This window comes from Pantoea sp. X-Soil-YNGN-785, assembly GCF_059730585.1.
The window spans coordinates 355,117-381,202 of record NZ_AP035943.1; the positions used below are offsets into that span (position 1 = coordinate 355,117).

The window sequence follows — 26,086 nt, forward strand, 5'->3', positions numbered from 1 at the left end:
TGAGTTACTCGCGGGTGGGCTTGCCACTGAAGCGGGTAATCGGCTTCTGCTCTTCACGGTCAATCTGCTTTGAGAAGACCTCCAGCGCGGCGAAGATCGGCCGCAGCCCGCGCCAGAGATCCTCGTCATTAAGTAACCGGATAATGCCGCGGATGCCCGGCGCGGCTTTGTCCTGACGCGCTTCATCGCGCGCCGGTTTGACCGCCATCGCGGCATCACGAACCGCCAGCAGCAGATGATTAAATCGCTCTGGTGGCACGCTGCCCAGCGTCATCATCAGCAGCGAAAGGTTCTGAAGCGCGTTCTGGGTGCCGGGCTGGTTAAGACCTGAGACCAGAATTTTCCCCACCTCACTGTTTGACTTAACCAGATCGTTCGCCAGCCGCAAAAAGCCATGCTGGTGGAGATTTTCAAGCAGATCATCCATCTCCTCGCGGGCGGTCGGCTCGGTGCGTGTCGGCGTGACCTGATATTTCATCCGTTCTGCCATTAAAATTTCTCCGGTTTTTCGACGTGTTCAGGCGGTTCACGGTAGCCAGCCTGCTGCCATTTTTGTTCAATCGGCAGGTGATCCAGTGGGGTTCGACTGCCGTGGCGGAAGTTGTGTAACGGCAGCGGATTGGGCTGCGTCCGCCGTTCGATTCGCTTCATGTTCACGGCAAGCTCTTTATAAGCCGGTGTGTTGACGTCGGGATCGTGATGTTCGCCGGTGAGTGCGTTGACGCCATCCTTACCATGATGAATCGGCATAAACAGCACGTTACCCGCTACACGCCCGGTGATAACAACCGGGACATCCAGCGAGCCGCGCCTTGAGGTAATGCGCACCCACTCTCCTTCGGTCAGCGCGCGCGAGGCAGCCAGTTCCGGTGAGATCTCAACAAAGGCATTAGGCGACAGCGACATCATGCGGCCACCCTGCCCGGTCTGGTTCATCGACTGGAAATGCTCCAGCATCCTGCCGTTATTCAGCAGCAGATTGTACTCTGCGTCCTCCTGCTCAGCAGGTGGCTGCCAGCTCAGCGGATAAAGCCGGGCTTTGCCATCCGGGAAATTGAACCGTTCCGTGTAGAGACGCGGCGTGCTTTCACCTGCAGCATTGACCGGCCAGAGCTGCGACTGCCAGCCGACCAGTTGCTCATAGCTGACGCCAGCGAAAATATCCGCAATACCCGCTGCTTCCGCCATGATCGCGCCCGGATTCGGGTAATGCCACGGGTGACCGAGGCGCGCGGCAAGATCGGTGAAGATCTGCCAGTCTGGACGACAGTCACCCAGCGGTTTCATGGCCGGGGAAAAGTGCTGAATTCGCCGCTCGGTGTTCACAAACGTGCCCTCTTTCTCCACGCTGGGCGCACCGGGCAATACCACATCGGCAAATTCAGCGGTACGTGACATGAAGATGTCCTGAACCACCATAAACTCCAGCCTGCTGAAGGCGGCATGCACATTATCTGAATCAGCATCGGCAAACGCGGTCTCTTCGCCGGTGATGTACATTGCGCGAATTTTGCCTTCTCCCGCCTCCTGCACCATTTTGAAGTTATCCGCGCCGGGCTTGTCAGAGAGTGCATCAGGAGAGACGCCCCATGCACGCGCCCATTTTTCCCGCACCGCGTCGTCAGTGACTTTTTCATAGCCGGGATAGAGGTTGCTCAGGCAGCCGAAGTCGCTGGCACCCTGCACGTTATTGTGTCCGCGCATAGGGTAGCCACCGGTGCCAGGCCGGCCATAGTTGCCGGTGACCAGCAGCAGGTTCGACAGCGCCGTGCTGGTGTCGGCCCCGTGGCTGTGCTGGGTAATCCCCATCGCCCACAAGATACAGGCGCTGCCCGCCTGGCCGATCATCTCCGCCGCCTCTGTGAGTTCGGCTTCGCTCAGGCCGCAGATCTCGCTGGCATAGTCGAGCGTAAAGACATCGAGCGAGGCGCGGTACTCTTCAACCTGATTAACCCGCTGTGCCAGAAACGCCTCATCGGCATAACCGTGATCGAACATATATTTCGCCATCGCCGAGGCCCAGACGAGATCGGTGCCAGGCCGGATGCGCAGATAACAGTCAGCCCGTTCCGCCATTTCGTGACGGCGCGGATCGACAACCAGCAGTTTCTGGCCTTGATGTTTATGGCTCTGTTTGATGTGCGAAGCGATAACCGGATGGTTCTCGGAGAGATTGCTGCCAACCAGCACAATCAAATCGGTCTGCTGCAGATCCTCAATCGTTCCGGCATCACCGCCGTAGCCCACGGTGCGGAACAGCCCTTCTGTGGCCGGGTTCTGACAATAGCGGGAAGAGTTATCGACATTGTTTGTGCCGAAGATTAAGCGGGCGATTTTCTGGGTCAGATAGGCTTCTTCATTACTCGCCTTGCTGGAGCCGATAAAGCCTATCGCGTCACCGCCATAGTTCTGCGCAACGCCACGTAGTCCATCAGCAACCCGCTGTAATGCCTCATCCCAGCTGGCAGGCCGGAAGCGGCCATTCTCGCGAATCAGCGGCGTTGTCAGGCGTTCCGGACTGTTGACGAAATCCCAGCCAAATTTGCCTTTAACACAGGTGGAGATGCCATTGGCTGGCGCTTCGGCAACCGGCTGTACTTTCAGGATATGGCGATCGCGGGTCCAGATTTCAAAGCTGCAGCCCACACCGCAGTAGGTGCAGACCGTTTTGGTGCGTTTGATTTCAGACTGACGCAGCGCCACGTCAATTTTTGACACGCCGGTAATTGGCTCCATGCCGATACTGTTTTCCAGCGTTTTCACAAAGTCGATAAGCGGACGCTTCAGCCCTTCATCCATGGCGGTAAACGGTCCCGCATCGGGCTGCATGGTTTTTTCCAGCAGTGCATTGCACGGGCAGACCGTAACGCAGTGCCCACAGCTGACGCAGCTGGAACCGGCAATTTCGGTGCCGCCATCCCACAATACGCGTGGGTGCGCCTGGGTGTAGTCAATGGAGAGCGTCTCGTTGACCTCGACATTCTGGCATGCCTCGACACAGCGACCGCATAAGATGCACTGGTCAGGGTCGTAGGTGTAAAACGGATTGGAGTGATCTTTCGCGTAAGGCTTGGGCTGATGAGGATAGTACTGAATCGGAATGTGCATATCGGCTACTGCGTTATGCAGCGTACAGTCACCGGTATTATGTTCGCAGACGGTGCAGTAAAGCTCATGACGATTAAGGAGTCGATCCATGCCCTCCTGCTGCGCGGCTTTCAACGTACTGCCCTCGCTCCGGACCGTCAGACCTTCTTCGGTACGAAGCGTACAGCCACGAACCCGCTCGCCATTGGCATCGACCCAACAGACATCACAGCTTTGCAGCGGCGTTAACGCCGGGTGATAACAGACATGAGGCAGTTTTTTCCCCTGAGCATCCAGAAAATCGATAAGCGGTTGATCAGCCAATCCTTTTAATCGTTCACCATTGAAAACAATGGTGCAGTAATTTTCACTCATATGAGCCTCATGACGACATGGCGGATAGCGCTGGGCTGGAAAAAATATCCCCGAAATGAAAGGGTTGTCTTCCAAGCGTAGTGAGTATTATCAGCCGCGCCATGAATACCGCTACGCTTATTGAGGTTAATCGCTGACAGTTAAGGCTTTTTTAAAATGTAATGACTTCTTACCGGATGAAATCAGGGGTTTTTACGACTGCCTGGTGGGAACGACAAAAAAGAACTCTTATGTTGCTAAGCAATGACCATCCGGCTGCTAATCGTCGGGTTTAATAAATCTATTTATGTATGTTGTAACTATCAAGTGCGGGCAACAACCCTTTTTTTTGTATGACGCGGACATCGCAGCACTGCTTAGTGCCGGAGTAAATTAACCACTGATTGCCCGTTACCGTGCCGCTTATTCCAGAGATGAATTAAGCACTGGCACGGACTTATTACGGCATTAAAAAAGCGTGGAATATTTAATCCGGCGAGCAGTTTTATGGACTATTTCAGCGAATGGCGATCACTATTCTGCTGGCTGCAAGGGTGCGCTCCGTTGATTGCACAAACAGGGCACTCAGATTACAGTCCAATACTCATCAGACCGGAATAACGACGCTCAGACCATAGAATAACGCTCACGATTTAATCATATCTATCAGTAATTTATCTTATTTTTAACATGCTGTTAATTATAAGATGATAATGATAACTGTTATGGTAATATCCTGATAACCCTGCCGGATGCTCACTGTTCAGGGCCTCTTTACGCGTCATGTTTAATTTAATTATCAGTAAAACTCTGGCTGGAATGAGGTCCCTATGAACCCCATTGTATATATTGTTGACGACGACGTTGCTGTGACTTCAGCATTGCGTAATCTGCTCACCGCCGACGATTACACGGTTATCTCTTTTTCATCGGCAGATGATTTCCTGACTCATGCTATCCCTCCCCTTCCCTGTTGCCTGATTCTGGATATCAATCTGCCCGGCGCAGATGGATTCGATGTTGCCCAGGCGCTGCTCGATCGCGGTTACACGATCCCCACCATCTTTTTAACCGGCTTCGGGACCATTCCGGTCACGGTGCGGGCGATGAAAACCGGCGCTTATGAGTTTCTGACCAAACCGGTAGATCCCGATCGTATGTTGCAGGCGGTAGCGGAAGCGTTGCGCATCGCAGAACAGAATATGGCGTCCTCTGAGGAGCGGCGAGAGATATTCCAGCGGCACCAGACCCTGACACCGCGTGAAAGCGAGGTAATGCTGCTGGCGATCAGTGGCCTGCTGAATAAGCAGATTGCCGCCGAAATGGGCGTCAGTGAGATTACGGCTAAAGTCCACAAGCGGCGGGTGATGGAGAAGATGAATGCGCGCTCGCTGACCGATCTGGTGCGTGCAGCTGAGCGGCTCAATATTGACCATACCCGCCGTCGTTAAGGCCAGCACCTGAAGCTGGCCCGCACGCTTATTCCAGTGGCAGCGTAAACCAGAAGCGGCTGCCGCCTTCTGGCCGGTTTTCTGCGCCTAACTCTCCGCAATGCTTTTTGATGATCCCTTTACTGATGGTTAATCCCATACCCATGCCGCTTTTCTTGGTGGTGTAGAACGACTCAAAGATCCGTTCACGCACGCCATCAGGCAATCCGCAACCGCTATCCAGCACCTCAAATCGCAGCGTGTCAGCCGTAGGATTCTCGGAGGTGAGTCGCAGCAGGGCCGCGCGCGGTAAATCATCGGACATGGCATCGATAGCGTTGATGACCAGATTGAGCAGCACCTGCTGAATCTGAACGCGGTCGCAGAAAATATCTGCCCTGGCCGCTTTGAGTTTCAGTTCCAGTGAAATGCCCCGCCGTTCCAGCTCGATCCGGGAGAGCGCCAGAATATCACGGGCGATCAGATGCAGGTTTTCCGGCGCAAAGCTCGGTTCATGATTGCGGGTCAGCGCCTGCAGACCACGAATAATCTCTCCGGCACGTTTACCCTCTTTAATAATCTCGTTCAGACTGCTGCTGGCATTTTCCAGCATCAACGGCTCACGCTTTAACCAGCGCAGGCTGGCACCGGCGTTTGCCACAATTGACATCAGCGGCTGGTTAATTTCGTGGGCGATGGAAGCAGTCAGCTGCCCGACGGTGGTGGCCCGTGTGACCCGAGCCAGATCCGCCTGGGCCATACGCGCGGTATCTTCTGCCTGGCGCTGTAAAGTGATATCCGAAATGGTGCCGAAATACTCTTTCACCTCGGGGAAATTGTCTACTGGTTCGCCGATACCCTTGATATAGCGGCATTCCCCATCCGGCCGGAGCACACGGAACTCAGCCTGCATACTATGCCCCTGGCTGACGCTAAGCGTGACCAGTTCACTGATGCACGCGTGATCATCGGGATGAACGCGGGTCAGAAAATCTGCCATCGACAGCCCTTTTTGTTCAGCTGGCAGGCCAAGAATACGGCCATATTCTTCAGAGACCATCATCATGTCCTCTGTCACTTCCCAGCGCCAGGTACCGGTATGGCTGATCTTCTCGCCGAGCATCAGCGAGGTTTTGCTGGCTCGCAGCTGCTTCTCAACCCGCCGCCGATGCGTGTTCTCCTCAAGCAGCTCCGCGTAGAGCCGTGCGTTTTCCAGGGATACGGCCGCCTGCGCACTCAGGGTTTTCACGATGTGGGAGTGCTCAGCTGTAAACGCGTCGGGCATCAGGCGATTCTCCAGATAGAGCACCCCGACCATGTTGGCCTGCCTGAACATCGGGACACACAACACCGCTGCGCCCGAAGCCACCAGATAGGGATCCTGGCTGAAGGGACTGAACGCCTCCGGCTTGCCGGTGCGTATCTCCTGACCGGTACGGATCACCGCTGACAGCACGGATAAAGGCAGGTCGGTGGCGAGAGGCCGCTCTTTGACAATCTGCACCCGTACCCCCTCTGCCATGCTCTCTGCCCAGGCCTGCGTCTCCGGCAGGGTGCCATCCAGAATCCGGATGAGCCGACAGCGCTGAGCACCGGCCCGTTCCAGCAGCATTCGCATCAGGGTATGTATCAACCGATCAAGGTTGATCTCCTCCGTCAGGGCGCGCACGGCGGTCAGCACGCTCTCCATGTCATAAAACGCAGCATCCTGAGTAAACGGAATCGTCGCCAGCGCGCTGTTTTGCAGCGGCGCAGACAGATGCGGATAGCGCTGCTCCAGCTGACGCACCATCGCCTGCGCACCCCAGTTCTCCCAGCTTCCTGTTGCGGCTTTAATATACGCATCTGCTGCGATATCCAGCTGCAAAGCCTTATAACAGCGGCCTGCCAGCTGATTCGCCAGCGCATGAATGTGCAGATACCCCGCCTGTCTGGAGAGACGAATAGCCCGTTCATACTGCTGCAGCGCTTCGCCCGTGTTGCCATCAAGACGCGCACACTCGGCCCTGAGCAGAGCATATTTGTCTGCAAACAGAGCGGGGTTGAGGTCTGCCCAGTCAGCAAATTTATCGAGATGGCCGCGCAGCGCGTTGCTGTCAGCCGCTTCAGGCTGGTGACTCAGTGACAATGCGCTGTAGAAATGAAAATCCATCAGATAGATATAAGCGGGCACTGCGCTAATCAGCGGATGAACCGCCTCAAAACAGCGCAGCGCCTCCCGGTATTCAGCCGCAAAGAAATGCGCCATTCCCCGATAGAGACCGGCCCAGAACCGCACCATCGCTTTAGGGCCGGATATCGGCCCCGGCTCACTGCCCGCCACCAGCGGCAAAGAGGTGACACGATCCTCTGCCCTGAATCCATTGCTGTTACGCAGTTGCATCACCAGTTGCTTCTGCATCACCAGCACGTTCTCGACATCGGGATAATAGGATTTGCGGGTAAACGCGAGCCCACGCTCAATGGAGGTCAGCACCGACTCAAGGTGATCGCCGCGTGTCAGCGTATTCATGATCTGATGACGCAGCGAGAGGCAGGCAAAAGAGCGGTCGCCATGCATCACCGCCACGCGAAAACTTTCGCGGGCACACTCCACGGCGACTTCCAGCGGCTGTGTCCAGATCCCCACCTGATCCAGTGGCAGCAGCGTGCGTGCTTTGTAGCGGATAAAGTTATGCTCTTCCACCAGCTCTCGCGCCACACGGCCACAGGCATAGCTAAACTGCCAGGCCTGATAGCGGTCGCCAGTCAGTACGCTGAACCAGGCGAGACCAAACGCAGAAGCCCCTGTCATGCCCTGGTCCAGCGTCATCTCCAGCATCCGGCAGACCAGCATCAGATGCAGCTGCGGGCAGTCGTAGGCGGAAACAAAAATGGTGCTGGCCATCAGGTTCAGCACCGACTCCGTTTCGGCATTGCTGTTCAGCGTCAGCCGTGAAAAAGCCGCTTGCGGGGAGTCGCCAATGCGCGTCCTGAGCGACAGCCAGGCGGCGTCGATCTCTGCGTCATCCGGATTGCGGTTGAAATGCTCACCAAAGACTGCCAGCCAGGCGAGTGCGGTTTCCAGCGCCAGATGATTGTCAGACTGACGCATATGAATTTCAGCGGAGAGACAGGCAGCCCTGGATTTTTCACTGAGTGTGCCAGGCTCACGCAGCAGTCGGGTGCAGAGCGATTGTGCGTTGCTGAGATTACCGTGCAGAAACTCGCACTCCGCCTCATCCAGACCCAGCATAAAGTCATTACCGGTCACCATCCGCTGGCTAAGCCGCTGGGCGGTGCGCAGATAGCGCAGCGCCGAGAGGTAGTCCCCTGCACGCTTCGCTCCCTGTGCAGCACGCAGACAGAGCGGATAATAACGCTCACGCTCTGCGACACTCAGCGGCAGTTCAGCAATCATGCCAATGTGATAAACCGTCCGGAACAGTGTTTCACTGTTATCCGCCGTCATCACCGCATCTGACAGCCAGGCCGCCGCCTGCTGGTGAAGATGCTGTTGCTGTCGGCGGTCGGGCAGTAAAAATGCCGCGTTGTGAACCCGATCGTGGGTAAAGGCGTAGTTGCCGCCCGTCAGGGTGATAAAACGGCCACTGACAGCAGGTTCAAGCTGCTGCTGAAGCCGTGTAACAGGCGTCCCGCTGATATGACTTATCAGGGAGAGTTCGCCGCTGGCGCCCAGGCAGGCCAGATCGCCCAGCAACTGCCGTGTTATCTCCGGCATCCGTACCAGCTGATTCAGCACCAGCGTTGCCACGTTGTCGGTGTACTGACGCGCAATCAGTGCCTGGCTGTCGTAATGCCATTTCAGCGGATTCTGACGAAAGTAGATGACTCCATCGTCCACCGCCTGACGAAAGAACGCCTGCACAGAGAGCGGATTACCACCGCTTTTGTCAAAAATAATCTGTGCCAGTTCGCGATGGCCACCGGGGCGGGTATGCAGCCTCCCCGCCAGCCAGCGGCCAATGCTTTTCACGCTGAGCGGCTGCGGCGTCAGCGCCACAAGCCGCGCCGCGGATTCTCTGATCCGCAGCAGAAAACCGGCAATCATCGGACAGGGCATCGATTCGCCCTCCCGGAAAGCGAGCACCAGCATAAAAGGCCGATGTTCACTACGAGTGATCAGCGTTTCCAGCAGTTGCAGCGTGGCATTATCTGCCCAGTGAACATCATCAATCAGCATCACCAGCGGGCGACCCGGCGTGGCAAAAGCCTCAATCAGCGCACACGCCATCTGGTTAAACTGCTCGCGGGCGTCCGTGGCGTGGCGTACCACGGGCGGCAGCGTCCGGATATTCAGCAGCTGTTTTAATTCAGGCACCAGCTCAATGGCTAAATCGGTATATCCGCCCAGTAACCGCAGCAGTCGCCCCCGCCATTTGCTGACTTCCGGGGCTGACAAACCCAGCAGATAGAGCGTGACCGTACGAAACGCGGAGGCGATTGCGGCATAGGGGGCGGCTGGCGAATGCTGATCGGCCTTGCTGGCGGCCAGCAGAATCTGTCGGTGCTGCAGGTTTTTCAGTGCAGAGGCGATGATGGCAGATTTCCCGGAACCGGGTGCCCCGCTCAGCATCACCAGACTCTGCGTGCCGCTGCGGTTGACCGCCTCAAGCGTGGTCAGTAATGCGCGCGCCTGTGGATGCTGCGTGAACAGCGTCTCGGGGCGGAAACTGCTGCTGAACCGCTCCTGCAGACCGGGCGTAAACGGCGCAATGGTGTTTTCGGCAGTGAGGGTCGCCTGACAGCGGCGCAGATCGGCCATCAGTCCCTGCACGGTCTGATATCCCTCTGCGGGCGACTTTGCCAGCAGACGCAACAGAATCACCGAGAGCATCAGCGGCACATCGTCTCTGACCTGATCGGCGGGCCGGGGTGCGGTAGCGATGTGATGATGAATCCACTCTGCTTCACCCGCGTCGGGTGAGCCAAATGGCAGTCTGCCGGTCAGGTACTCATACAGCACGACACCCAGGCTATAGAGATCGCTGAGGCTGCTGACCGGATGCGGCGTGCGGCCGGTATGCTCAGGAGACATATAGGCCAGCGTACCGCCTGAAGCGCGCAGACTGGTTTTGTCCGCCGACTGCACGGCCAGCGAGGCCAGTCCAAACCCGCCCAGGCGAAAGCGCCCCTCGTCAGTCACAAAAAAGTGGCCCGGCTTGATATCGCCATGCACGATGCCCTGATGATGCGCCTGACCGAGCGTGTAGCAAAGCTGCAACGCAACCTGCAGAAAGTCAGCGATGTGTTCAGGTGGCGTGGCGAGATTGTGAGCCAGCGTTCGAAACGGAAACGAAGGATAAATCAGGGCATAACGATTGTGATAACGGGTGGTGCCGGTCGCGGTGATTGCCCAGCGCGGTGAAAGATAGCCTGCCAGCGCACGCTCATTTTTGAGCCGCTGCGTCGCCTGAAAGGTGACGTCGTCACTTTGACTGGTGGCGATAATTATGGATTCACCAGACTGACAGCGCGCCAGCATCCAGAGCAGACAGCCATCCTGCGCCAGCGGCGTCAGCGTGTCGAAATGGTCAATCGCGATCCCTGCGTCGTCACTTTCCTGGACATTAACCGAAAGCATGCTCATCAGCGGGCTTCTCCCCTGGATAACTCGCAACGGATCAGTGTCAGCAGCGTATCAACATCAATGGGCTTTCGCAAAAACGTGACCGCACCCAGGGCGATGGCATACCACAGGGTAGTGTCATCCAGGTCTGCCGAAATAAAGATGACCGGGGGCAGTTCTGTCTGCTGTTTCAGGAGAACAAACAGCTCAAAGCCGGACATGCCCTTGAGTCCGACATCAATGATCAGCATGCCCGCCTCTGAAAGGGCATCGTCATCGCTCAGGAGCGCTTCACCGGACTCATATAAGCGCGTCGGGTAGCCGTCTGAGTGCAACAGATTGCTCAGTCCACTGCGGACCGCGCGTTCATCATCAACAATGATAATACGCTGTGACAGCGCCATGCCGTTATTCTCCGGAACGCCTCACCGTGCGGTACGCGAGGACTTAAGGGGTGTTATCGCCATCGGGTGGCGGTGTTCCACTGATTTTTGGCACACACTCATGGCGAAACCACTTCAGCGTCACCGGCTGACGGCGAAGCAGACGTTTAGCCAGCGGAATGACCTGTTCACCCACCAGCATGCCGAACAGCCCCACCAGAGCAATAATCGGCGGAGCCGGAGAGTTAACGTTAATCAACGCATAGATTACCCCGGCAAGCAGGCCCACCGTGAGAGAAATAATGTAGGATTTCAACATGTTCAGCTTATCCGCAACGGGTGTGTTTCAGGCTGATCGCTGAGCGACTGCAGGACGGTCGCATGCGCCGCAGGTATCATCGCCTGCACCAGCGCCCCGCCCAGTAACATTCCCAGCAGGCCCACCAGCGCAATCGCAGGCGGAGCGGGTGAACGGACCTTAAGCAGGCCGTACAGCACGCCAATCAGCACCCCTGCCGCCAGGGAAAGAAGTAAAGGATTCATGACCGGACTCCTGTGATGCCCGTCTGCTGACCGGCAGCGCGTGCCGATCAGCAGAGCGACCCTTAGCGGACCGGCGCGTGAACCGGTGCCAGAGTACGGTGTTCACTTTTCTGACGTGATGGCGCTTTATGCACCATGGTGTAGGCATAATCCACACCAATGCCATAGGCACCTGAATGCTCTTTGGCGATGTTCATCACCGCATCGTAAGTGTCACGGTTGGCCCAGTCACGCTGCCACTCCAGCATCACCTGCTGCCAGGTCACCGGCACCACTCCCGCCTGGATCATGCGCTGCATCGCGTAGTCATGCGCTTCTTTGGTGGTACCGCCTGACGCGTCGGCCACCATATAGATTTCGTAGTCGCCTTCCAGCATCGCGCACAGGGCAAAGCTGTTGTTACAAACTTCTGTCCAGAGTCCCGACACCACCACTTTTTTCCTGCCGTTCGCCGCCAGGGCATCACGCACTTTCTGGTCATCCCAGGAGTTCATCGAGCTACGCTCCAAAATGTCCTGACCAGGGAAGACATCCAGCAGCTCCGGATAGGTATGACCGGAGAAGCTTTCGGTTTCGACCGTGGTAATGATGGTCGGGATATTGAAGACTTTTGCCGCCTTCGCCAGCGCAACGGTATTATTTTTCAACACCTGACGGTCAATCGACTGCACGCCAAAGGCCATCTGCGGCTGCTGGTCGATGAAGATAATCTGGCTGTTATGTGGCGTGAGGACTTCAAGCTTTGCGTTGGACATGCGTTCACCCATAGAGGTTAAGTAACGGAATTTCCGCCAACCGGCGCGGAGCAAAAAGACGGTCAGGGCAGGTTTGTTGTCCTGCTGCTGGCTGTCTGGTCGCAGTGTAGGGCGACGTGCCACGGCAAACTATTATCTCTGCGTATAACTATACGAAGGTATAGGTATCCCTCTGTATAACTAGACGATCCCTCAGCCCGCTCACCATAATCCGGCTTATTCGTGCCCTGCTTATTGCGGCACTTCCTGTCCCGCGCTGAGTTGGACAACCCCGTTGAGGAGGATCTATGGTTACGCTGGGTAAAGCTGAACTGATACTGACCTATGGCAAATTTCATACTGTTGACCGCAGCAATCCGGTCGCAGAAGCCGTGGCAATTCGTGATGGCAAATTTGTTGCGGTGGGCACGCTGGCAGAGGCGATGGAGTATCACTGTGACGGCACTAAAGTGATCGATCTCAAAGGCCACACCGCCGTGCCGGGCCTGAACGATTCACACCTGCATCTGATCCGCGGCGGGCTGAACTACAACCTTGAGCTGCGCTGGGAAGGTGTACCGTCGGTGGCCGATGCGCTGCGGATGCTGAAAGCACAGGCGCTGCGTACCCCGTCACCGCAGTGGGTACGTGTCGTCGGTGGCTGGACCGAGTTCCAGTTTGCCGAGCGCCGGATGCCGACGCTGGATGAGATCAACGAAGCGGCCCCTGACACGCCGGTTTTCCTGCTGCACCTTTATGACCGCGCCCTGCTCAACCGCGCCGCACTGAAAGTGGTTGGCTACACCAGAGAGACGCCGAACCCGCCGGGTGGTGAAATCCAGCGCGACAGTAACGGCAATCCCACCGGCCTGCTGATCGCCCGTCCCAATGCGATGATCCTCTACGCCACCCTGGCGAAAGGCCCGAAGTTGCCGCTGGAACAGCAGATCAACTCCACCCGCCAGTTTATGCGTGAGCTGAACCGTCTGGGCCTGACCAGCGCGATTGACGCCGGCGGCGGCTTCCAGAACTACCCCGAAGATTATGAAGTGATCGCTGAGCTGCATCAGAAAAAACAGATGACGCTGCGTATCGCCTACAACCTCTTCACGCAGCGTCCGGGGCATGAACTGGAAGATTTTGAGAAGTGGACGGACATGCTGACGCCAGGCCAGGGCAGCGACTATTTCCGTCACAACGGCGCAGGTGAAATGCTGGTCTTCTCGGCGGCTGACTTCGAAGATTTCCTGGAGCCGCGTCCCGACCTGGCACCCGGTATGGAAGATGAGCTGGAGCGCGTAGTGCGGCATCTGGTGGAGCATCGCTGGCCATTCCGCCTGCATGCGACCTATGACGAGTCGATCAGCCGGATGCTGGATGTCTTCGAGAAGGTCAACCGCGATATTCCGTTTAATGGCCTGCACTGGTTCTTTGACCATGCGGAAACGATTACTCAGCGCAATATCGATCGTATTAAAGAGCTGGGCGGTGGCATTGCGGTGCAGCACCGCATGGCGTTTCAGGGGGAATACTTTGCTGAGCGCTACGGCATCGAAGCCACCCGCCACACGCCGCCGGTGCAGAAAATGCTGGAGACCGGCGTTCCGGTCGGACTCGGCACCGATGCGACCCGCGTCGCCAGCTACAACCCCTGGACCGCACTCTACTGGCTGGTTTCCGGTCGCACCGTGGGCGGCATGCAGATGTATGACGTCAGTGCCCGCCCTGACCGCGAAACGGCGCTGATGCTCTGGACCCAGGGCAGCGCCTGGTTCTCCAGTGAACAGGGTAAAAAAGGCCAGATCAAAATCGGGCAACTGGCGGATCTGGCCGTGCTGAGCAAGGACTTCTTCAGCGTGCCGGAAGAAGAAATCAAAGGCATTGAGTCGGTGCTGACCGTGGTGGATGGCAATATTGTCTATGCCGCTGGTTCGTTCAGCGTGGATGCACCGCCCGCGATTCCGGTCCTGCCTGAGTGGTCGCCAGTGGTAAACGTGCCGGGTCACTATCGCAGCGCCCCGCCGGTTGCGCAGAGCCGGGCAGGCATGATACCCGCCGTCCACCACTGCAGCGGTCCGTGTGGGGTTCATCAACACTCGCATGAGATTGCGCGGGGTTCCAGCGTGCCGGTCGCCGAAGATAACGCCTTCTGGGGCGCGCTCGGCTGCAGCTGCTTCGCGTTTTAATCATGAATAGCGCTATTGCTCTTTCGCCCCGCATCAACGCGGGGCTGTTCTTCCTGCGCCTGACCGGCAGCCTGCTGCTGTTGCAGGTGCATGGGTTGCCGAAAATTCTCCATTTCAGCGAAGAACTGACGCGAATCGAAGATCCCTTCGGGCTGGGACCGATGATGAGTCTGTTGCCGGCGATCGTGGCGGAAGTCATCTGCCCGATTTTTATTATCATCGGCTGGGGAACCCGGATTGCCTGCCTGCCGATCATCGCGGTGCTGCTGGTGGCGATGCTGGTGGTTCACCCTGGCTGGTCACTGGCTGAAGGCCAATTCGGCTGGCTGCTGCTGATTATCTTTACCACGCTGGCGCTGACCGGGCCTGGCGGCTGGCGCATCGGCGCGACAAAACCTCAGGGGAGACGTTATGGCACAGGTTAATGATATCCACCAGCTCGATCAGGAACCGCCTGAGACGACTTCAGGTGAGGTTTCACCGCTACAGCCGCTGCGCCAGCCGGTGTTCCGCATGCTGTGGATCGCTACCGTGGTCTCCAATATCGGCTCCTGGATGAACGATGTGGGCGTGAACTGGAGCATGCTGACGCTGAGTGCCGACCCGCTGGCCGTGGCGCTGGTGCAGGCAGCCAGCAGTCTGCCGATGTTTCTGTTCGCGCTGCCCTCGGGCGTGATGGCAGATATCGTTGACCGCCGCAAATATCTGCTGTTTTCCCAGCTCTGGACCTTTATCGCCGCGGCCGGGCTGACGGTGCTGGCCTGGACCGGCCATGTGACACCTGAAGGGCTGCTGGGCGCTGCTTTTTTGCTGAGCGCGGGTGCCGCCATGAGTTCACCGCCCTTCCAGGCGATCGTACCGGATCTGGTAACTAAACAGGAACTTGGTCCAGCCATTGCCCTTAACTCGCTCGGCATTAATATCAGTCGCGCTATCGGTCCGGCGCTGGGCGGTCTGATCCTCTCATTCACCGGCCCCTGGATGGTCTTCCTGCTCAATGCGTTGTCTGTACTGGGCGTCGCCTGGGTGCTCTGGCGCTGGAAAGCGGAGCCGAGTGTGCAGCGCCTCCCGCCGGAGCATTTCTTCCCGGCGGTGCGTGCCGGTCTGCGCTACGTGCATGCGGCACCGGTTCTGCGTAACGTGCTGGTGCGGACCTTCGCGTTCTTCCTGTTTGGCAGCGCAGGCTGGGCTTTACTGCCGCTGGTGGCGCGTCGAGAGCTCGGCCTTGGCCCTGGTGGCTACGGCATCATGCTGGCCTGCATCGGTGTCGGCGCGATTACCGGTGCAGTACTGCTGCCGCGTCTGCGTCGTCGCCTGAGCTCCGATCGCCTGATGGTGCTCGCCAGTCTGATCTTTGCCCTGACTATGCTGGCGCTGGCTTTTGTGCGGCACTTCTGGCTGCTGAATGCATTCGAGTTCTTTACCGGCTTCGCCTGGATAGCGGTGCTTTCGACGCTGAATCTTGGCGCACAGCGCAGCGCGGCGAAGTGGGTGAAAGCGCGTGCGCTGGCGGTTTATCTGACGGTCTTCTTTGGCTCTATGACCGCAGGCAGCGCACTCTGGGGACAGCTCGCGTCGCACTTCAGCATTTCGCTGTCGCTCTGTATCGCGGCACTGAGTATGGTGCTGGCCAGCAGCACCGTCTGGCGCTGGCGACTTGATCAGGATCCCGATCTTAATCTCGACATGATCGGTGACGGCGTCAATGCACCTGTGCTGGATATTCGTCACGAACGCGGGCCGGTTATGGTGAATTACGAATACCGGATTACTATTGATGATGCACACGCTTTTACCGTCTGCATGCAGGATATGCGACGGGTCAGACGCCGCGGTGGCGCCATTAACTGGTCACTTTATGAAGATATCCTGCAGCCCGGCATTTTCGTTGAGACGTTTGTGGTCGGCTCCTGGGTCGAGCATCTGCGTCAGAAAGAGCGCTACACTATTAACGACAAAAAAATAGAGCGGCGGGTTTTCGCTTTTCATCAGGGCGAGTGCTCACCCGAGGTTCGCTATCTGGTGGCGCCAGTGTGACTGGCGTAACACCAACTTTTTATCCATCACGTCATACAGAGGGCAATACCATGAGCACCTTTAAAACGACCGACGGCACACAAATCTACTTCAAGGACTGGGGCACCGGTAAACCTGTGTTGTTCAGCCACGGCTGGCCGCTGGATGCCGATATGTGGGACAGCCAGATGAAATTCCTGGCCGATAACGGCTATCGGGTTATTGCGTTTGACCGTCGTGGTTTTGGTCGCTCCGATCAGCCCTGGACCGGTAACGACTACGATACCTTCGCCTCGGATATTAATGACCTGATCACCTATCTTGACCTGCAGAACGTGACGCTGGTGGGCTTCTCCATGGGTGGCGGCGACGTCACCCGCTACATCGGCAGTTACGGCAGCGATCGCGTCGCGGCGCTGGTGTTGCTGGGTGCCGTTACGCCCATCTTTGGCAAAACGGCAGACTACCCCCAGGGTGTCGATATGTCGGTATTCGAGGGAATTCGTGAGGGTCTGCTCAAAGATCGCGCGCAGTTTATCAAAGAGTTCGCCACCCCGTTTTATGGCACCAACGCCGGACAGACCGTTTCAGATGGCGTGATGACGCAGACGCTGAACATCGCGCTGCTGGCCTCGCTAAAAAGTACCGTGGACTGCGTTACCGCGTTTGCGGAAACCGATTTCCGTGCTGACGTCGCGAAAGTGAATGTGCCGACGCTGGTGATTCATGGCAGTAACGACCAGATCGTGCCGTTTGAATCCACCGGCAAAGTGGCGGCGGAGATGATTGAGGGTGCTGAACTCAAGGTCTATGACAATGCGCCGCATGGTTTCGCGGTAACGCATCAGGATCAGCTGAATCAGGATCTGCTGGCGTTTCTTAACGCGCAGTGATGAAAAAAAACTGCGCGGTGAAAGCCGCGCAGTTTTCCTTTTAACGGGTTGGATGATTCACTTCATTCGGACGCAGATCGAATAACAGCACTTCTGCCCCGTCACCGTGACTGAACGACAGCGTTTTCTCATCACGGACCCGCGCGCCGTCTCCGGCATTAAACTGCAGGCCATTGACCCGGACACTGCCCCGCGCCACATGAATATAGGCGTAGCGATCGTCCGGCAGCGTGATCGTCTGCTGCTCATCGCCCTGGAACAGTCCCGCGTAGATGCGAATATCCTGACGCACCCGCAACGCCCCGTTTTCACCCTCTGGCGAAATGATCAGTCGCAGATTACCGCGTTTATCCGCTTCGCTGACGGAGATTTGCTGATAACCTGGCGGCGTGTTCTTCTCAGCAGGCACCACCCAGATTTGCAGGAAATGCACGCCCTCAGTACCTGAGTGGTTGAACTCACTGTGGGTCACACCACTGCCCGCACTCATCAGCTGCACATCGCCGGGAACAATCACCGAGCCGGTGCCCATTGAGTCTTTGTGCTCCAGCGCGCCTTCCAGCACATAAGAGATGATCTCCATATTGCTGTGCGGATGCGCACCGAAACCACGTCCTTTAGCGACACGATCATCATTGATCACCAGCAGATCGGAGAAGCCCGCCTGTTTTGGGTCCCAGTAGTTTGCAAAAGAGAAGGTGTGACGTGAATTCAGCCAGCCGTGATCGCCCACGCCACGTTGCTCTGACAATCTTTGCTCAATCATATTCTGCCCCTTCGTTGATTCGGGAAGTGCGAATGCCCTTCGATGGAAACAGCATATAAGTAAACAAGAGAGTCACACAATGGCGTTAAATGGCAATCACTGTCGCTTTTTGGTGGACAATAGAGGCGTGGTTAAACGGGGGAATGGCAGGCGGGCCGCGTGTTTAGCTGCTGCCCCGAACCACCAGCTCACCCGGCATGATCACGCATTGTGAAGGCGCATCGGGACACATGATTTTCTGCAACACCAGTTCACAGGCCCGACGGCCTATCTCCTTTGAGGGCTGCGCCAGCGTTGTCAGTGGCGGTGAGACCATTTCAGCCAGTTCGCTGCCGTCAAACCCCACCACGGCGATATCATCGGGTATCCGTAACCCCGCCTGCTGAATCGCCGTCATGGCACCAGCGGCAAGCGTATCAGACACGGCAAACACTGCGTCAGGAACGGTTTCGTCCGCCAGCAGTTGCTCCATCGCCGCTTTACCCGCGCTGAAGCTTAACTCACTGGCACAGGCAATCGCCTGCCAGGTCAGGTGCTGTTCTTTGAGCTGGCGGGTGTAGCCCTGCTGACGCAGACGGGCATATCGGTAGCGGAGGTCGTGATTGATTAACGCGATGCGCTGACGTCCCCGCGCCGCAAGGAACTGCACCACTGACTGCGCAGCGACATCATCGTCAATACCGACGCAGGAGACCTGGCCGGTGTCATCATGTTCGGCACACTGAACCCAGGGGGCCGCGCCTATCAGCTGACTCAGCTCCGGCAGCTTGCTGAAGGCATCCATTGTAATGATGCCATCCACCATTTTGCCGGAGAGCAGTTGCAGGCTGGAGCGTGAGCGTTCTATCTCCGCGCCCGAGTTGCACAGCAGGATGCGATAACCATTTTTCTCGGCGTGCGCCTCTATGCCTTTAACCACCTCGGCGCAGAACGGGTTAGAGATATCTGAAACCAGCACCAGAATCATCGAGCTGCGCGCCGTGCGCAGCTGACGAGCCAGCAGGTTGGGCTGATATTGGCTTTCTTCGATAGCCGCGAGCACCTTCTGACGATTAGCCGGTTTTACGCTGTCGCTGTTATTCAGCACCCTGGAAACCGTGGCAACTGAAACACCCGCCATCCGGGCGATTTTCTGAACAGACATAGCGATCCCTCTGGTTTAATGCGTGAAAGCTGACTCACCGCTCATCCGCTGAATCCATACCGCCATTTCAGGCGTTGCGATCCAGACCCAGCTGGTGGCGTACCGATGGGGCGTTCTCTGCTAAAGCAAAATCATCAAACGCGCGGTCAGCCACGGGAATAATATGGCGACGGATAAACGCTGCACCTTCACGCGCCCCGGTTTCGCCCTCCTTCAGGCAGCACTCCCACTCCAGTACCGCCCAGCCGTCATAGTCATACTGCGCCAGCTTGCTGAAGATACCACTGAAGTCGATCTGCCCGTCGCCCGGCGAGCGAAAGCGTCCGGCACGGGCCAGCCAGGGCTGATAACCGCCATAGACGCCGCTGCGCCCGTTAAGCTGATATTCAGCATCCTTAACGTGAAAGGCTTTGATACGCGAATGGTAAAGATCGATGAACTGCAGATAGTCGATGTGTTGCAGCAGCAGATGGCTGGGGTCAAACAGAATATTGCAGCGCGGATGGTGATTCACTTCCGTCAGAAAACGCTCAAACGTGACGCCGTCATGCAGGTCTTCGCCGGGATGAATCTCATAGCAGAGGTCAACGCCGTGATGCTCAAACACATCCAGCACCGGCAGCCAGCGCCGGGCCAGCTCGGTGAATGCCTCGTCGAACAGCGCTTCATGGTGCGGCGGCCAGGGGTAGAACCAGGGCCACGCAAGCGAGCCGGAAAACGTCGCGTGTGCGCGCAGACCGAGTTTTTCCGAGGCCGCCGCCGCACGCTTCAGCGTGGCGATAGCCCAGTCGGTGCGCCGGGCGGGATCGCCACGCAGTGTTGCTGGCGCAAAATTATCAAATGCGAGGTCGTATACCGGGTTCACCGCCACCAGCTGCCCTTCAAGATGGGTAGACAGCTCGCTGATCTCCAGTCCGAAACCGGCCAGCATTCCCCGGACATCATCGCAATAATTCTGGCTGACCGCTGCCTTTTCAAGATCGAATATAGCGGGCTGATGGCAGGGGATCTGCAGCGCCCGATATCCCAGCGCGGCGGCCCACTCCGCCAGACCCGCCAGCGAATTAAACGGCGGCTGCGAGGTGATAAACTGCGACAGGAAGATGCCCGGTCCCTTAACTGTTTTCATCAGTAGCTCCTGTTTTTCGCTACCGCCTAATCACGGTATTTAAACGAGAAGAAGAAGATAATCGCAATCAGCGCAGCGGCAACCGCAGGGATCCACCAGAAGATTGCCCAGCTCTGCGCGCTGGCGTGACCTGCCACCAGATGGTTGTAGAGTGCGCCGGAGATTTGCGACCCCAGCAGCATGCCTATGCCGTAGGTGAACATCACCACCATGCTCTGCGCCTGCCCTTTTACCTTTTCACCGGCAATCCGATCGGTGTAAATAAATCCCACTACGAAGAAGAAGTCATAGCAGACACCATGCAGCAGAATGCCGAGGTAGATCAGCGTGCGCGTCTCATCACTCATGCCCAGCGCGAACAGGGCATAGCGGACAAACCACGCCGTCATCCCAATCAGCAGCATGTACTTCACACCCAGGCGACGAAACAGCAGCGGGATGATTAGCATGAAGGCAATTTCAGACATCTGGCCCAGCGACATCAGCGTGCTGACTTCGCGGATACCGCCATCCGCCAGCCAGGAGGCAGTAAACGCGTAGTAGGTGCCGAGCGGAATGGAGATCAGGGTGGCGCACAGCGCAAAGACCATGAAATGACGCAGCCGCAGCAAGGCGAAGGCGTCGGCGCAGAAGAGATCGCGGACTTTTAACGGTAAACCTTTAGCCGGTGCCGGGGTGTGAGGCAGCGTCAGGCTATAAATGGCCAGCAGGACCGAACAGAGTGCCGCCAGCTGGAACACCACGACGCTGTCCGCAATGCCGGTCACGCCGATAAAGATCCCCGCGACGATCCAGCCGATGGTGCCGAAGACCCTGACAATAGGGAAACTCTTCTCACTGCTGGCGAGACTGTGAAAGGCGATGTTATTCGAGAGCGCCAGCGTCGGCATAAAGCAGAGCGTATAGCCAAATAACAGGGCGATTAGCAACGCGCCGTTCTCTGCGATCAGTGCCTGCGGCACGAACCAGAGAATCGCTGCACCCGCCAGATTCATCACGGCCATCACTTTCTGCGAGGGAAAGAAGCGGTCCACCAGCATACCGAGCACAAACGGCGAGAGAATTGACGCAATAGGCCCGGCTGAAAACGCATCCCCAATCAGCAACGGCATATTGTGACGGGTCATCACCAGCCCCAGCGTTACCGACCAGCTGCCCCAGATAAAGAACTGCATAAACATCATCAGAGAGAGGCGCGGCACCAGCAGCTTATGCTGCACCCGCTGACCTGCACTCACCTGCACCGTTGCAATCATGAGAACCTCACGAATAAGTAATCGATTACTTTCAGCCGGAATTAAAAGTAATCGATTACAAGCATTTATTCTTTCGCCGCGATCACAAACTGGTAACAGTACTTTATCATCTTTTCAATATTCAGCATTGTGATGTGACATCTGCTCAGGTCGTGATATCCGCTAACCGCGATTTACGAAAACGGTAGCGCTCATAAAGCACTGAATAGAGGCCGCCGCACACCACCAGAACCGCACCGATGACCGTAGTGGTAGTCGGCAGATTACCCAGTAACAGATAGCCCACCGCGACAGACCAGATCAGCGTGGTGTAATCGAACGGCGCCAGCAGCGAGGCTTCAGCGTACCGCAGGCTCAGGGTCATCAGAATCTGCGTGATTCCGCCCAGCAGCCCGCAGCCTATCAGTAGCGCTACCTGATTACCGTGCGGCACTTTCCAGCCGCCCGGCAGCGTGATCAGCGACGTTAACGCTGTGGTGACGGCGAACCAGAAGGCGATGGCACCCGGCTTCTCTTTGCCGTTAAGAAACCGAATCTGGACCAGTGCGCAGGCGGTACAGAAAGCTGCCATCAGCGCCAGCAGAATGCCCGCCGACGCGGAGAGCGAGAATGACGCCGACTGCGTCAGCGAAAGATGCCCGGAAAACATCACCAGAATGCCGCTGAAACCGGTAAAGACCGCCACCCAGCGATGGTGCCGCACTTTTTCACGCAGCAGCAGTGCCGCCAGCAGCACGGTAAACAGCGGCGCAGCATAGTTAATCGCGGTGGCGTCGGTCAGTGAGATGTAGAGTAGTGACAGATAGCTGAAATAGAGGCCGCCGGTTCCGGCCAGCCCGCGCACAAAATGCCCACGAATATTACGGGTGCGAATACCCTCCAGCACGCTGCCCTGGAAACGCAGCCAGATAAGCAGCGGGACCAGTGCCAGCACAGAGCGGAAAAAGATCACTTCGCCGACCGGGATTGCGCCATCCAGTCCTTTTACACAGGCCAGCATCAGCGTGGAGCTCAACGCAGCTGTGATCTTCATCGCTATGCCAGCGGACGCGTTCATAAGGTTTTTGATCTCAGTGGGGAAAATAAGCTGTAAAATCAGCAGACTCAGACAACATACTGGCACAATGCTGTGCAGCAATCTGCCGTGATTGCGCCGCAGACGGCAGATTATCTTTTTTTGCCGCCGCATCACGGCATGAAGAGGCATGTGGGTCCGTGTTCGTGCTGGTAGACTTCTGCGCTCTGCCCTGTTTTTATGGGCCGCTTCTCATATGGAACGGGAGTTCATGATGTCCACGCTGCGTTTACTGTTATCGGAATCCAGTGATCCCTGGTTTAACCTGGCGGTCGAAGAGTGCATTTTCCGGCAGATGCCCGCCACCCAGCGGGTGCTGTTCCTGTGGCGGAATGCGGAAACGGTGGTCATTGGGCGGGCGCAGAATCCGTGGAAAGAGTGCAACACCCGGCGCATGGCGGAAGATGGCATCCGTCTGGCGCGTCGCAGCAGCGGCGGTGGCGCGGTGTTTCACGACCTCGGCAACTGTTGTTTTACCTTTATGGCCGGCAAGCCGGAGTACGATAAAAGCGTTTCAACTGCTATTATCCTGCGCGCACTGAACGCGCTGGGTGTTCCGGCGGAAGCATCCGGCCGTAACGATTTAGTGGTGAACACCGCTGACGGACTGCGCAAAATCTCCGGGTCTGCGTATCGTGAAACACCCGATCGCGGTTTTCATCACGGCACTATTTTGATGGATGCCGATCTTTCCCGGCTGGCAGATTACCTTAATCCTGATGTGAAGAAACTGCAGGCCAAAGGGATTACGTCAGTACGCGCCAGGGTCGCCAATCTGACGGAGTTAACGCCGGGTATCAGCTATCAGGCGATCTGCTCCGCGGTAACGGACGCATTTTTTGAACATTTCGGCGAGCAGTGTGAGCCGGAGATGATCTCTCCAGATGCCCTGCCCGACCTGCCTGGATTCACTGAGCAGTTCGCAAAGCAGAGTAGCTGGGACTGGAATTTCGGTCAGGCACCTGACTTCTCGCATCTGCTGGACCAGCGTTTCGTCTGGGGCGGTGTGGAGATTCACTTCGATGTCGAACGCGGCGTGATCAGCCGCTGTCAGATTTTCAGCGACAGCCTCGCTCCCGCACCGCTCGAAGCGCTGGCCCAGCGAATGCAGAATGTCACTTACCGGCCCGATGCACTGGAGCACGTGCTGAGTCAGCTGGTTGCCGATTTTCCGGCACAGCAGGCGGAGCTGACAGAACTGCAGCAGTGGCTAATCGCAAGCTTAAGATGAACAGGCTCAGTCTGAGACTGGCCCGGCGAAACGCTGTCGCGGACGAAGACATCGCGCATATATTCAGCCAGGCATAAACGCAAAAAACCCGCTCAAGGCGGGTTTTTTTATTATCAATTCAGGCTTATCTGCTCAGGCTATTACCGTCATCGCGATTGTAAGCGTTATTGATAACAGAGGCTTACATAGGAACTACGTTTGCCGCTGAAGGACCTTTAGCGCCGTTTTCAATAGTAAATTCGACCTGCTGGCCTTCGTCCAGAGTTTTATAATCGTTGCTCTGGATTGCAGAGAAATGTACGAATACATCTTTGCTGCCGTCCTGAGGAGAGATAAAACCGAAGCCTTTACCCGCGTCAAACCATTTTACTAAACCAGTCATTTTATTAGACATCGATATTTCCTTAATTTATGAGCCACAAGTGGCGAAGATGGCCTGTCTTCCAGAAGGTTACTTACCAGGATTTTAGGAGGAGACTCATGAAGAAGGGGTATCTTGAGATATCGCTTGCACTGAGGACTGCTTTACTAAAACTGCTTTGATAAGGTCTGTGTTCCAAACCGAGGTCGCTATTAAGTCATGCCAGAGCGACTTAAGCAAACATTATTTTAATTTAATTTTAACATCCAGACGTCCGGAGCGCTCTGATTGATTTTTAAAGCCTTTTCAATTTTCAGGGCTGTCGGATGAATAATGATTGCTGAACGGTCAGATTAATTAAAGCGAAGTCATCAGCGTTGCAGAAAAATAATACGACAGGTCCGGGCAAATGCGGCGCAGCGGCCATGTCTGTCGCTGCGCCCTGCACTATTTCGGTCAGGCTGGCTGTACCTGCTGACGCGCAGCATGGCGCGCCGTCATCACAAACACCATCAGACCGGCCACACCCAGCGCCACGCCGACCCAGGCCGTGGAGATCCAGCCATAGCCCAGCGACACCGTCAGGCCACCGAGATAAGCGCCCATCGCATTGGCGATATTCAGCGCCGAATGGTTCATTGCAGCCGCCAGCGTTTGCGAATCATTGGCGACATCCATCAGGCGAATCTGTAACGACGGCAGCAGCACCGAGCAGGTGCCAATCAGGAAGGTCGCCAGCAGTCCGGTGGCCACATGCTGAACCAGTACCGGGAAGGCCAGCATCACCAGCACGTTCCATAACAGCGTCCAGCCAATAATGTTGAGCACCGCACCATCAGCCAGACGGCCACCGACCAGATTACCGATGATCATTCCCAGTCCAAACGCCACCATCGCCCATGGGATGAGTGAAGGAGAGATGCCAGCGATATTAATCAGCGTCGGCGCGATGTAACTGAAGATCGCGAACATGCCGCCAAAGCCGACCGCGCCCACCAGCAGGGTCAGCAGCACCTGCGGGTTTTTCAGCGCACCCAGTTCGCGCATCGGATGTGCATCCGCATCGCCTGACGTGTAAGGCACATAGCGACCAATCAGCAGGCAGGTCAGAAGACCAATCGCGCCCACAAAGGTGAATACCACGTGCCAGCTGAAGAGCTGTCCAATCCAGGAGCCCAGCGGCACACCAATCAGCGTTGCGACCGTCAGGCCCAGCATCAGAGACGCCAGCGCGCGGCCGCGCCGTTCAATCGGTACCAGTGAAGCCGCCACCAGGGAGGCCACCCCAAAATAAGCGCCGTGCGGCAGCCCGGTCAGAAAGCGCGCAATTAGCAGCCCGTGATAGCTGTCGGCCATTGCGCTGGCGACATTACCGATGCTGAACAGCGCCATCAGGATCAGCAGCAGCGATTTACGCGCCATCCGCGCTGCCAGGACGGCAATAAACGGTGCGCCCACCACCACACCCAGCGCGTAACTGGCGATGGCGTTGCCCGCCTGCGGTTCGGTGATCGCCAGAGAGCGTGAAACATCGGGCAGCAGGCCCATCATGATGAACTCACCGGTTCCGATACCAAAGCCGCCCAGCGCCAGAGCGAGTAATGCCCAGCGGATAAAGCCGGCATCGTCGGTTTTATGATTTTTTCTTAACAAAATTGATTCCCAATGGCCTGAACTGAAAAGCTGACGTGAGCCGGCGGGAGAAAGCAGAACGTGTTCCCGTCCGGATGAAGCGGTTTGACTATAGAAAGTCATGCCGCGCTAAGCAACCCATTTTGTGATCTGACGCACGGTTAAGGCTGCGCCAGCGGCAGGCTTCCACTGTGCAGGGCTCGAGCGAATCGTTATGTGCCCGCTCACAATCCAGAGAGACCAGGCAGGCTTAAGTCGGGAATGTCTGCTTAACTGACCGGTTAACGCGTCTTTATT

General features: G+C 56.9%; 20 protein-coding genes. 6 read left to right on the forward strand and 14 right to left on the reverse strand.

The window, feature by feature from the left end:
- Positions 1 to 4 precede the first annotated feature (4 nt).
- Positions 5 to 490 carry a helical membrane plugin domain-containing protein gene (locus AC6I8E_RS20345; RefSeq protein ID WP_370422974.1) on the reverse strand — a complete coding sequence of 162 codons (486 nt, stop codon included), beginning with the start codon at positions 488 to 490 and terminating at the stop codon, positions 5 to 7.
- Positions 490 to 3,462, reverse strand: a complete 2,973-nt coding sequence (gene fdhF / locus AC6I8E_RS20350) for a formate dehydrogenase subunit alpha (protein WP_497824727.1) — start codon at positions 3,460 to 3,462, stop codon at positions 490 to 492. Before fdhF ends, AC6I8E_RS20345 begins: the two co-directional genes overlap by 1 nt.
- Positions 3,463 to 4,271: 809 nt before the next feature.
- Between fdhF and AC6I8E_RS20355 the strand changes: the two genes are divergently transcribed.
- Positions 4,272 to 4,892 carry a response regulator transcription factor gene (locus AC6I8E_RS20355; protein WP_013196236.1) on the forward strand — a complete coding sequence of 207 codons (621 nt, stop codon included), beginning with the start codon at positions 4,272 to 4,274 and terminating at the stop codon, positions 4,890 to 4,892.
- Positions 4,893 to 4,920: 28 nt separating this feature from the next.
- Here the strand turns inward: AC6I8E_RS20355 and AC6I8E_RS20360 are convergent, their stop codons facing one another.
- The 5 genes from AC6I8E_RS20360 to AC6I8E_RS20380 all read right to left on the reverse strand — a co-directional run bounded on the left by AC6I8E_RS20360 (position 4,921) and on the right by AC6I8E_RS20380 (position 12,121).
- Positions 4,921 to 10,461, reverse strand: a complete 5,541-nt coding sequence (locus tag AC6I8E_RS20360; protein WP_497824728.1) for a trifunctional serine/threonine-protein kinase/ATP-binding protein/sensor histidine kinase — start codon at positions 10,459 to 10,461, stop codon at positions 4,921 to 4,923.
- The gene (locus AC6I8E_RS20365) at positions 10,461 to 10,844 is read right to left on the reverse strand and encodes a response regulator transcription factor (RefSeq protein WP_033735675.1); all 384 of its coding nucleotides are present in this window, start codon (positions 10,842 to 10,844) and stop codon (positions 10,461 to 10,463) included. The genes AC6I8E_RS20360 and AC6I8E_RS20365 overlap by 1 nt, the downstream gene beginning before the upstream one ends.
- 43 nt (positions 10,845 to 10,887) lie before the next feature.
- Positions 10,888 to 11,142 (reverse strand): XapX domain-containing protein, encoded by a 255-nt coding sequence (locus AC6I8E_RS20370; protein WP_013196233.1) that lies wholly within the window; start codon positions 11,140 to 11,142, stop codon positions 10,888 to 10,890.
- Positions 11,143 to 11,144: 2 nt separating this feature from the next.
- Complete coding sequence (locus AC6I8E_RS20375; protein WP_095707777.1) at positions 11,145 to 11,366, reverse strand: DUF1427 family protein; 222 nt, start codon at positions 11,364 to 11,366, stop codon at positions 11,145 to 11,147.
- A gap of 62 nt (positions 11,367 to 11,428) precedes the next feature.
- Positions 11,429 to 12,121 (reverse strand): hydrolase, encoded by a 693-nt coding sequence (locus AC6I8E_RS20380; protein ID WP_013196231.1) that lies wholly within the window; start codon positions 12,119 to 12,121, stop codon positions 11,429 to 11,431.
- 287 nt (positions 12,122 to 12,408) lie between these two features.
- On the opposite strand from AC6I8E_RS20380, the gene AC6I8E_RS20385 reads away from it, so the two are divergent.
- From AC6I8E_RS20385 to AC6I8E_RS20400, 4 genes are read left to right on the forward strand one after another with little or no spacing between them, the layout of a single operon-like run.
- The gene (locus AC6I8E_RS20385) at positions 12,409 to 14,286 is read left to right on the forward strand and encodes an amidohydrolase (protein ID WP_497824729.1); all 1,878 of its coding nucleotides are present in this window, start codon (positions 12,409 to 12,411) and stop codon (positions 14,284 to 14,286) included.
- 2 nt (positions 14,287 to 14,288) lie between these two features.
- The gene (locus tag AC6I8E_RS20390; RefSeq protein WP_497824730.1) at positions 14,289 to 14,711 is read left to right on the forward strand and encodes a DoxX family protein; all 423 of its coding nucleotides are present in this window, start codon (positions 14,289 to 14,291) and stop codon (positions 14,709 to 14,711) included.
- On the forward strand, positions 14,698 to 16,323 hold the full coding sequence (locus AC6I8E_RS20395; protein WP_497824731.1) for an MFS transporter: 1,626 nt from the start codon (positions 14,698 to 14,700) through the stop codon (positions 16,321 to 16,323). Before AC6I8E_RS20390 ends, AC6I8E_RS20395 begins: the two co-directional genes overlap by 14 nt.
- A 50-nt stretch (positions 16,324 to 16,373) precedes the next feature.
- Positions 16,374 to 17,195 carry an alpha/beta fold hydrolase gene (locus AC6I8E_RS20400; protein WP_497824732.1) on the forward strand — a complete coding sequence of 274 codons (822 nt, stop codon included), beginning with the start codon at positions 16,374 to 16,376 and terminating at the stop codon, positions 17,193 to 17,195.
- Positions 17,196 to 17,235: 40 nt separating this feature from the next.
- Here the strand turns inward: AC6I8E_RS20400 and AC6I8E_RS20405 are convergent, their stop codons facing one another.
- The 5 genes from AC6I8E_RS20405 to AC6I8E_RS20425 form a co-directional block, all read right to left on the reverse strand.
- Positions 17,236 to 17,961 carry a pirin family protein gene (locus AC6I8E_RS20405; RefSeq protein WP_013196226.1) on the reverse strand — a complete coding sequence of 242 codons (726 nt, stop codon included), beginning with the start codon at positions 17,959 to 17,961 and terminating at the stop codon, positions 17,236 to 17,238.
- A 163-nt stretch (positions 17,962 to 18,124) separates the two neighbouring features.
- Positions 18,125 to 19,105: a LacI family DNA-binding transcriptional regulator gene (locus tag AC6I8E_RS20410; protein WP_497824733.1), complete on the reverse strand. Its 981-nt coding sequence runs from the start codon at positions 19,103 to 19,105 to the stop codon at positions 18,125 to 18,127.
- Positions 19,106 to 19,172: 67 nt separating this feature from the next.
- Positions 19,173 to 20,234: a sugar phosphate isomerase/epimerase family protein gene (locus tag AC6I8E_RS20415; RefSeq protein WP_497824734.1), complete on the reverse strand. Its 1,062-nt coding sequence runs from the start codon at positions 20,232 to 20,234 to the stop codon at positions 19,173 to 19,175.
- Between the two features lie 26 nt (positions 20,235 to 20,260).
- Complete coding sequence (locus tag AC6I8E_RS20420; RefSeq protein WP_497824735.1) at positions 20,261 to 21,490, reverse strand: MFS transporter; 1,230 nt, start codon at positions 21,488 to 21,490, stop codon at positions 20,261 to 20,263.
- Positions 21,491 to 21,635: 145 nt separating this feature from the next.
- Positions 21,636 to 22,547, reverse strand: a complete 912-nt coding sequence (locus AC6I8E_RS20425; protein ID WP_370425612.1) for a DMT family transporter — start codon at positions 22,545 to 22,547, stop codon at positions 21,636 to 21,638.
- A 232-nt stretch (positions 22,548 to 22,779) separates the two neighbouring features.
- Here AC6I8E_RS20425 and lplA point away from each other — a divergent pair, with 232 nt between their 5' ends.
- Positions 22,780 to 23,796 (forward strand): lipoate--protein ligase, encoded by a 1,017-nt coding sequence (gene lplA, locus AC6I8E_RS20430; protein ID WP_497824909.1) that lies wholly within the window; start codon positions 22,780 to 22,782, stop codon positions 23,794 to 23,796.
- 181 nt (positions 23,797 to 23,977) lie between these two features.
- Here lplA and cspE read toward each other — a convergent pair whose 3' ends face one another.
- Positions 23,978 to 24,190 carry a transcription antiterminator/RNA stability regulator CspE gene (gene cspE / locus AC6I8E_RS20435; protein ID WP_003855207.1) on the reverse strand — a complete coding sequence of 71 codons (213 nt, stop codon included), beginning with the start codon at positions 24,188 to 24,190 and terminating at the stop codon, positions 23,978 to 23,980.
- Positions 24,191 to 24,613: 423 nt separating this feature from the next.
- Positions 24,614 to 25,810: an MFS transporter gene (locus tag AC6I8E_RS20440; RefSeq protein ID WP_497824736.1), complete on the reverse strand. Its 1,197-nt coding sequence runs from the start codon at positions 25,808 to 25,810 to the stop codon at positions 24,614 to 24,616.
- Positions 25,811 to 26,086 lie beyond the last annotated feature (276 nt).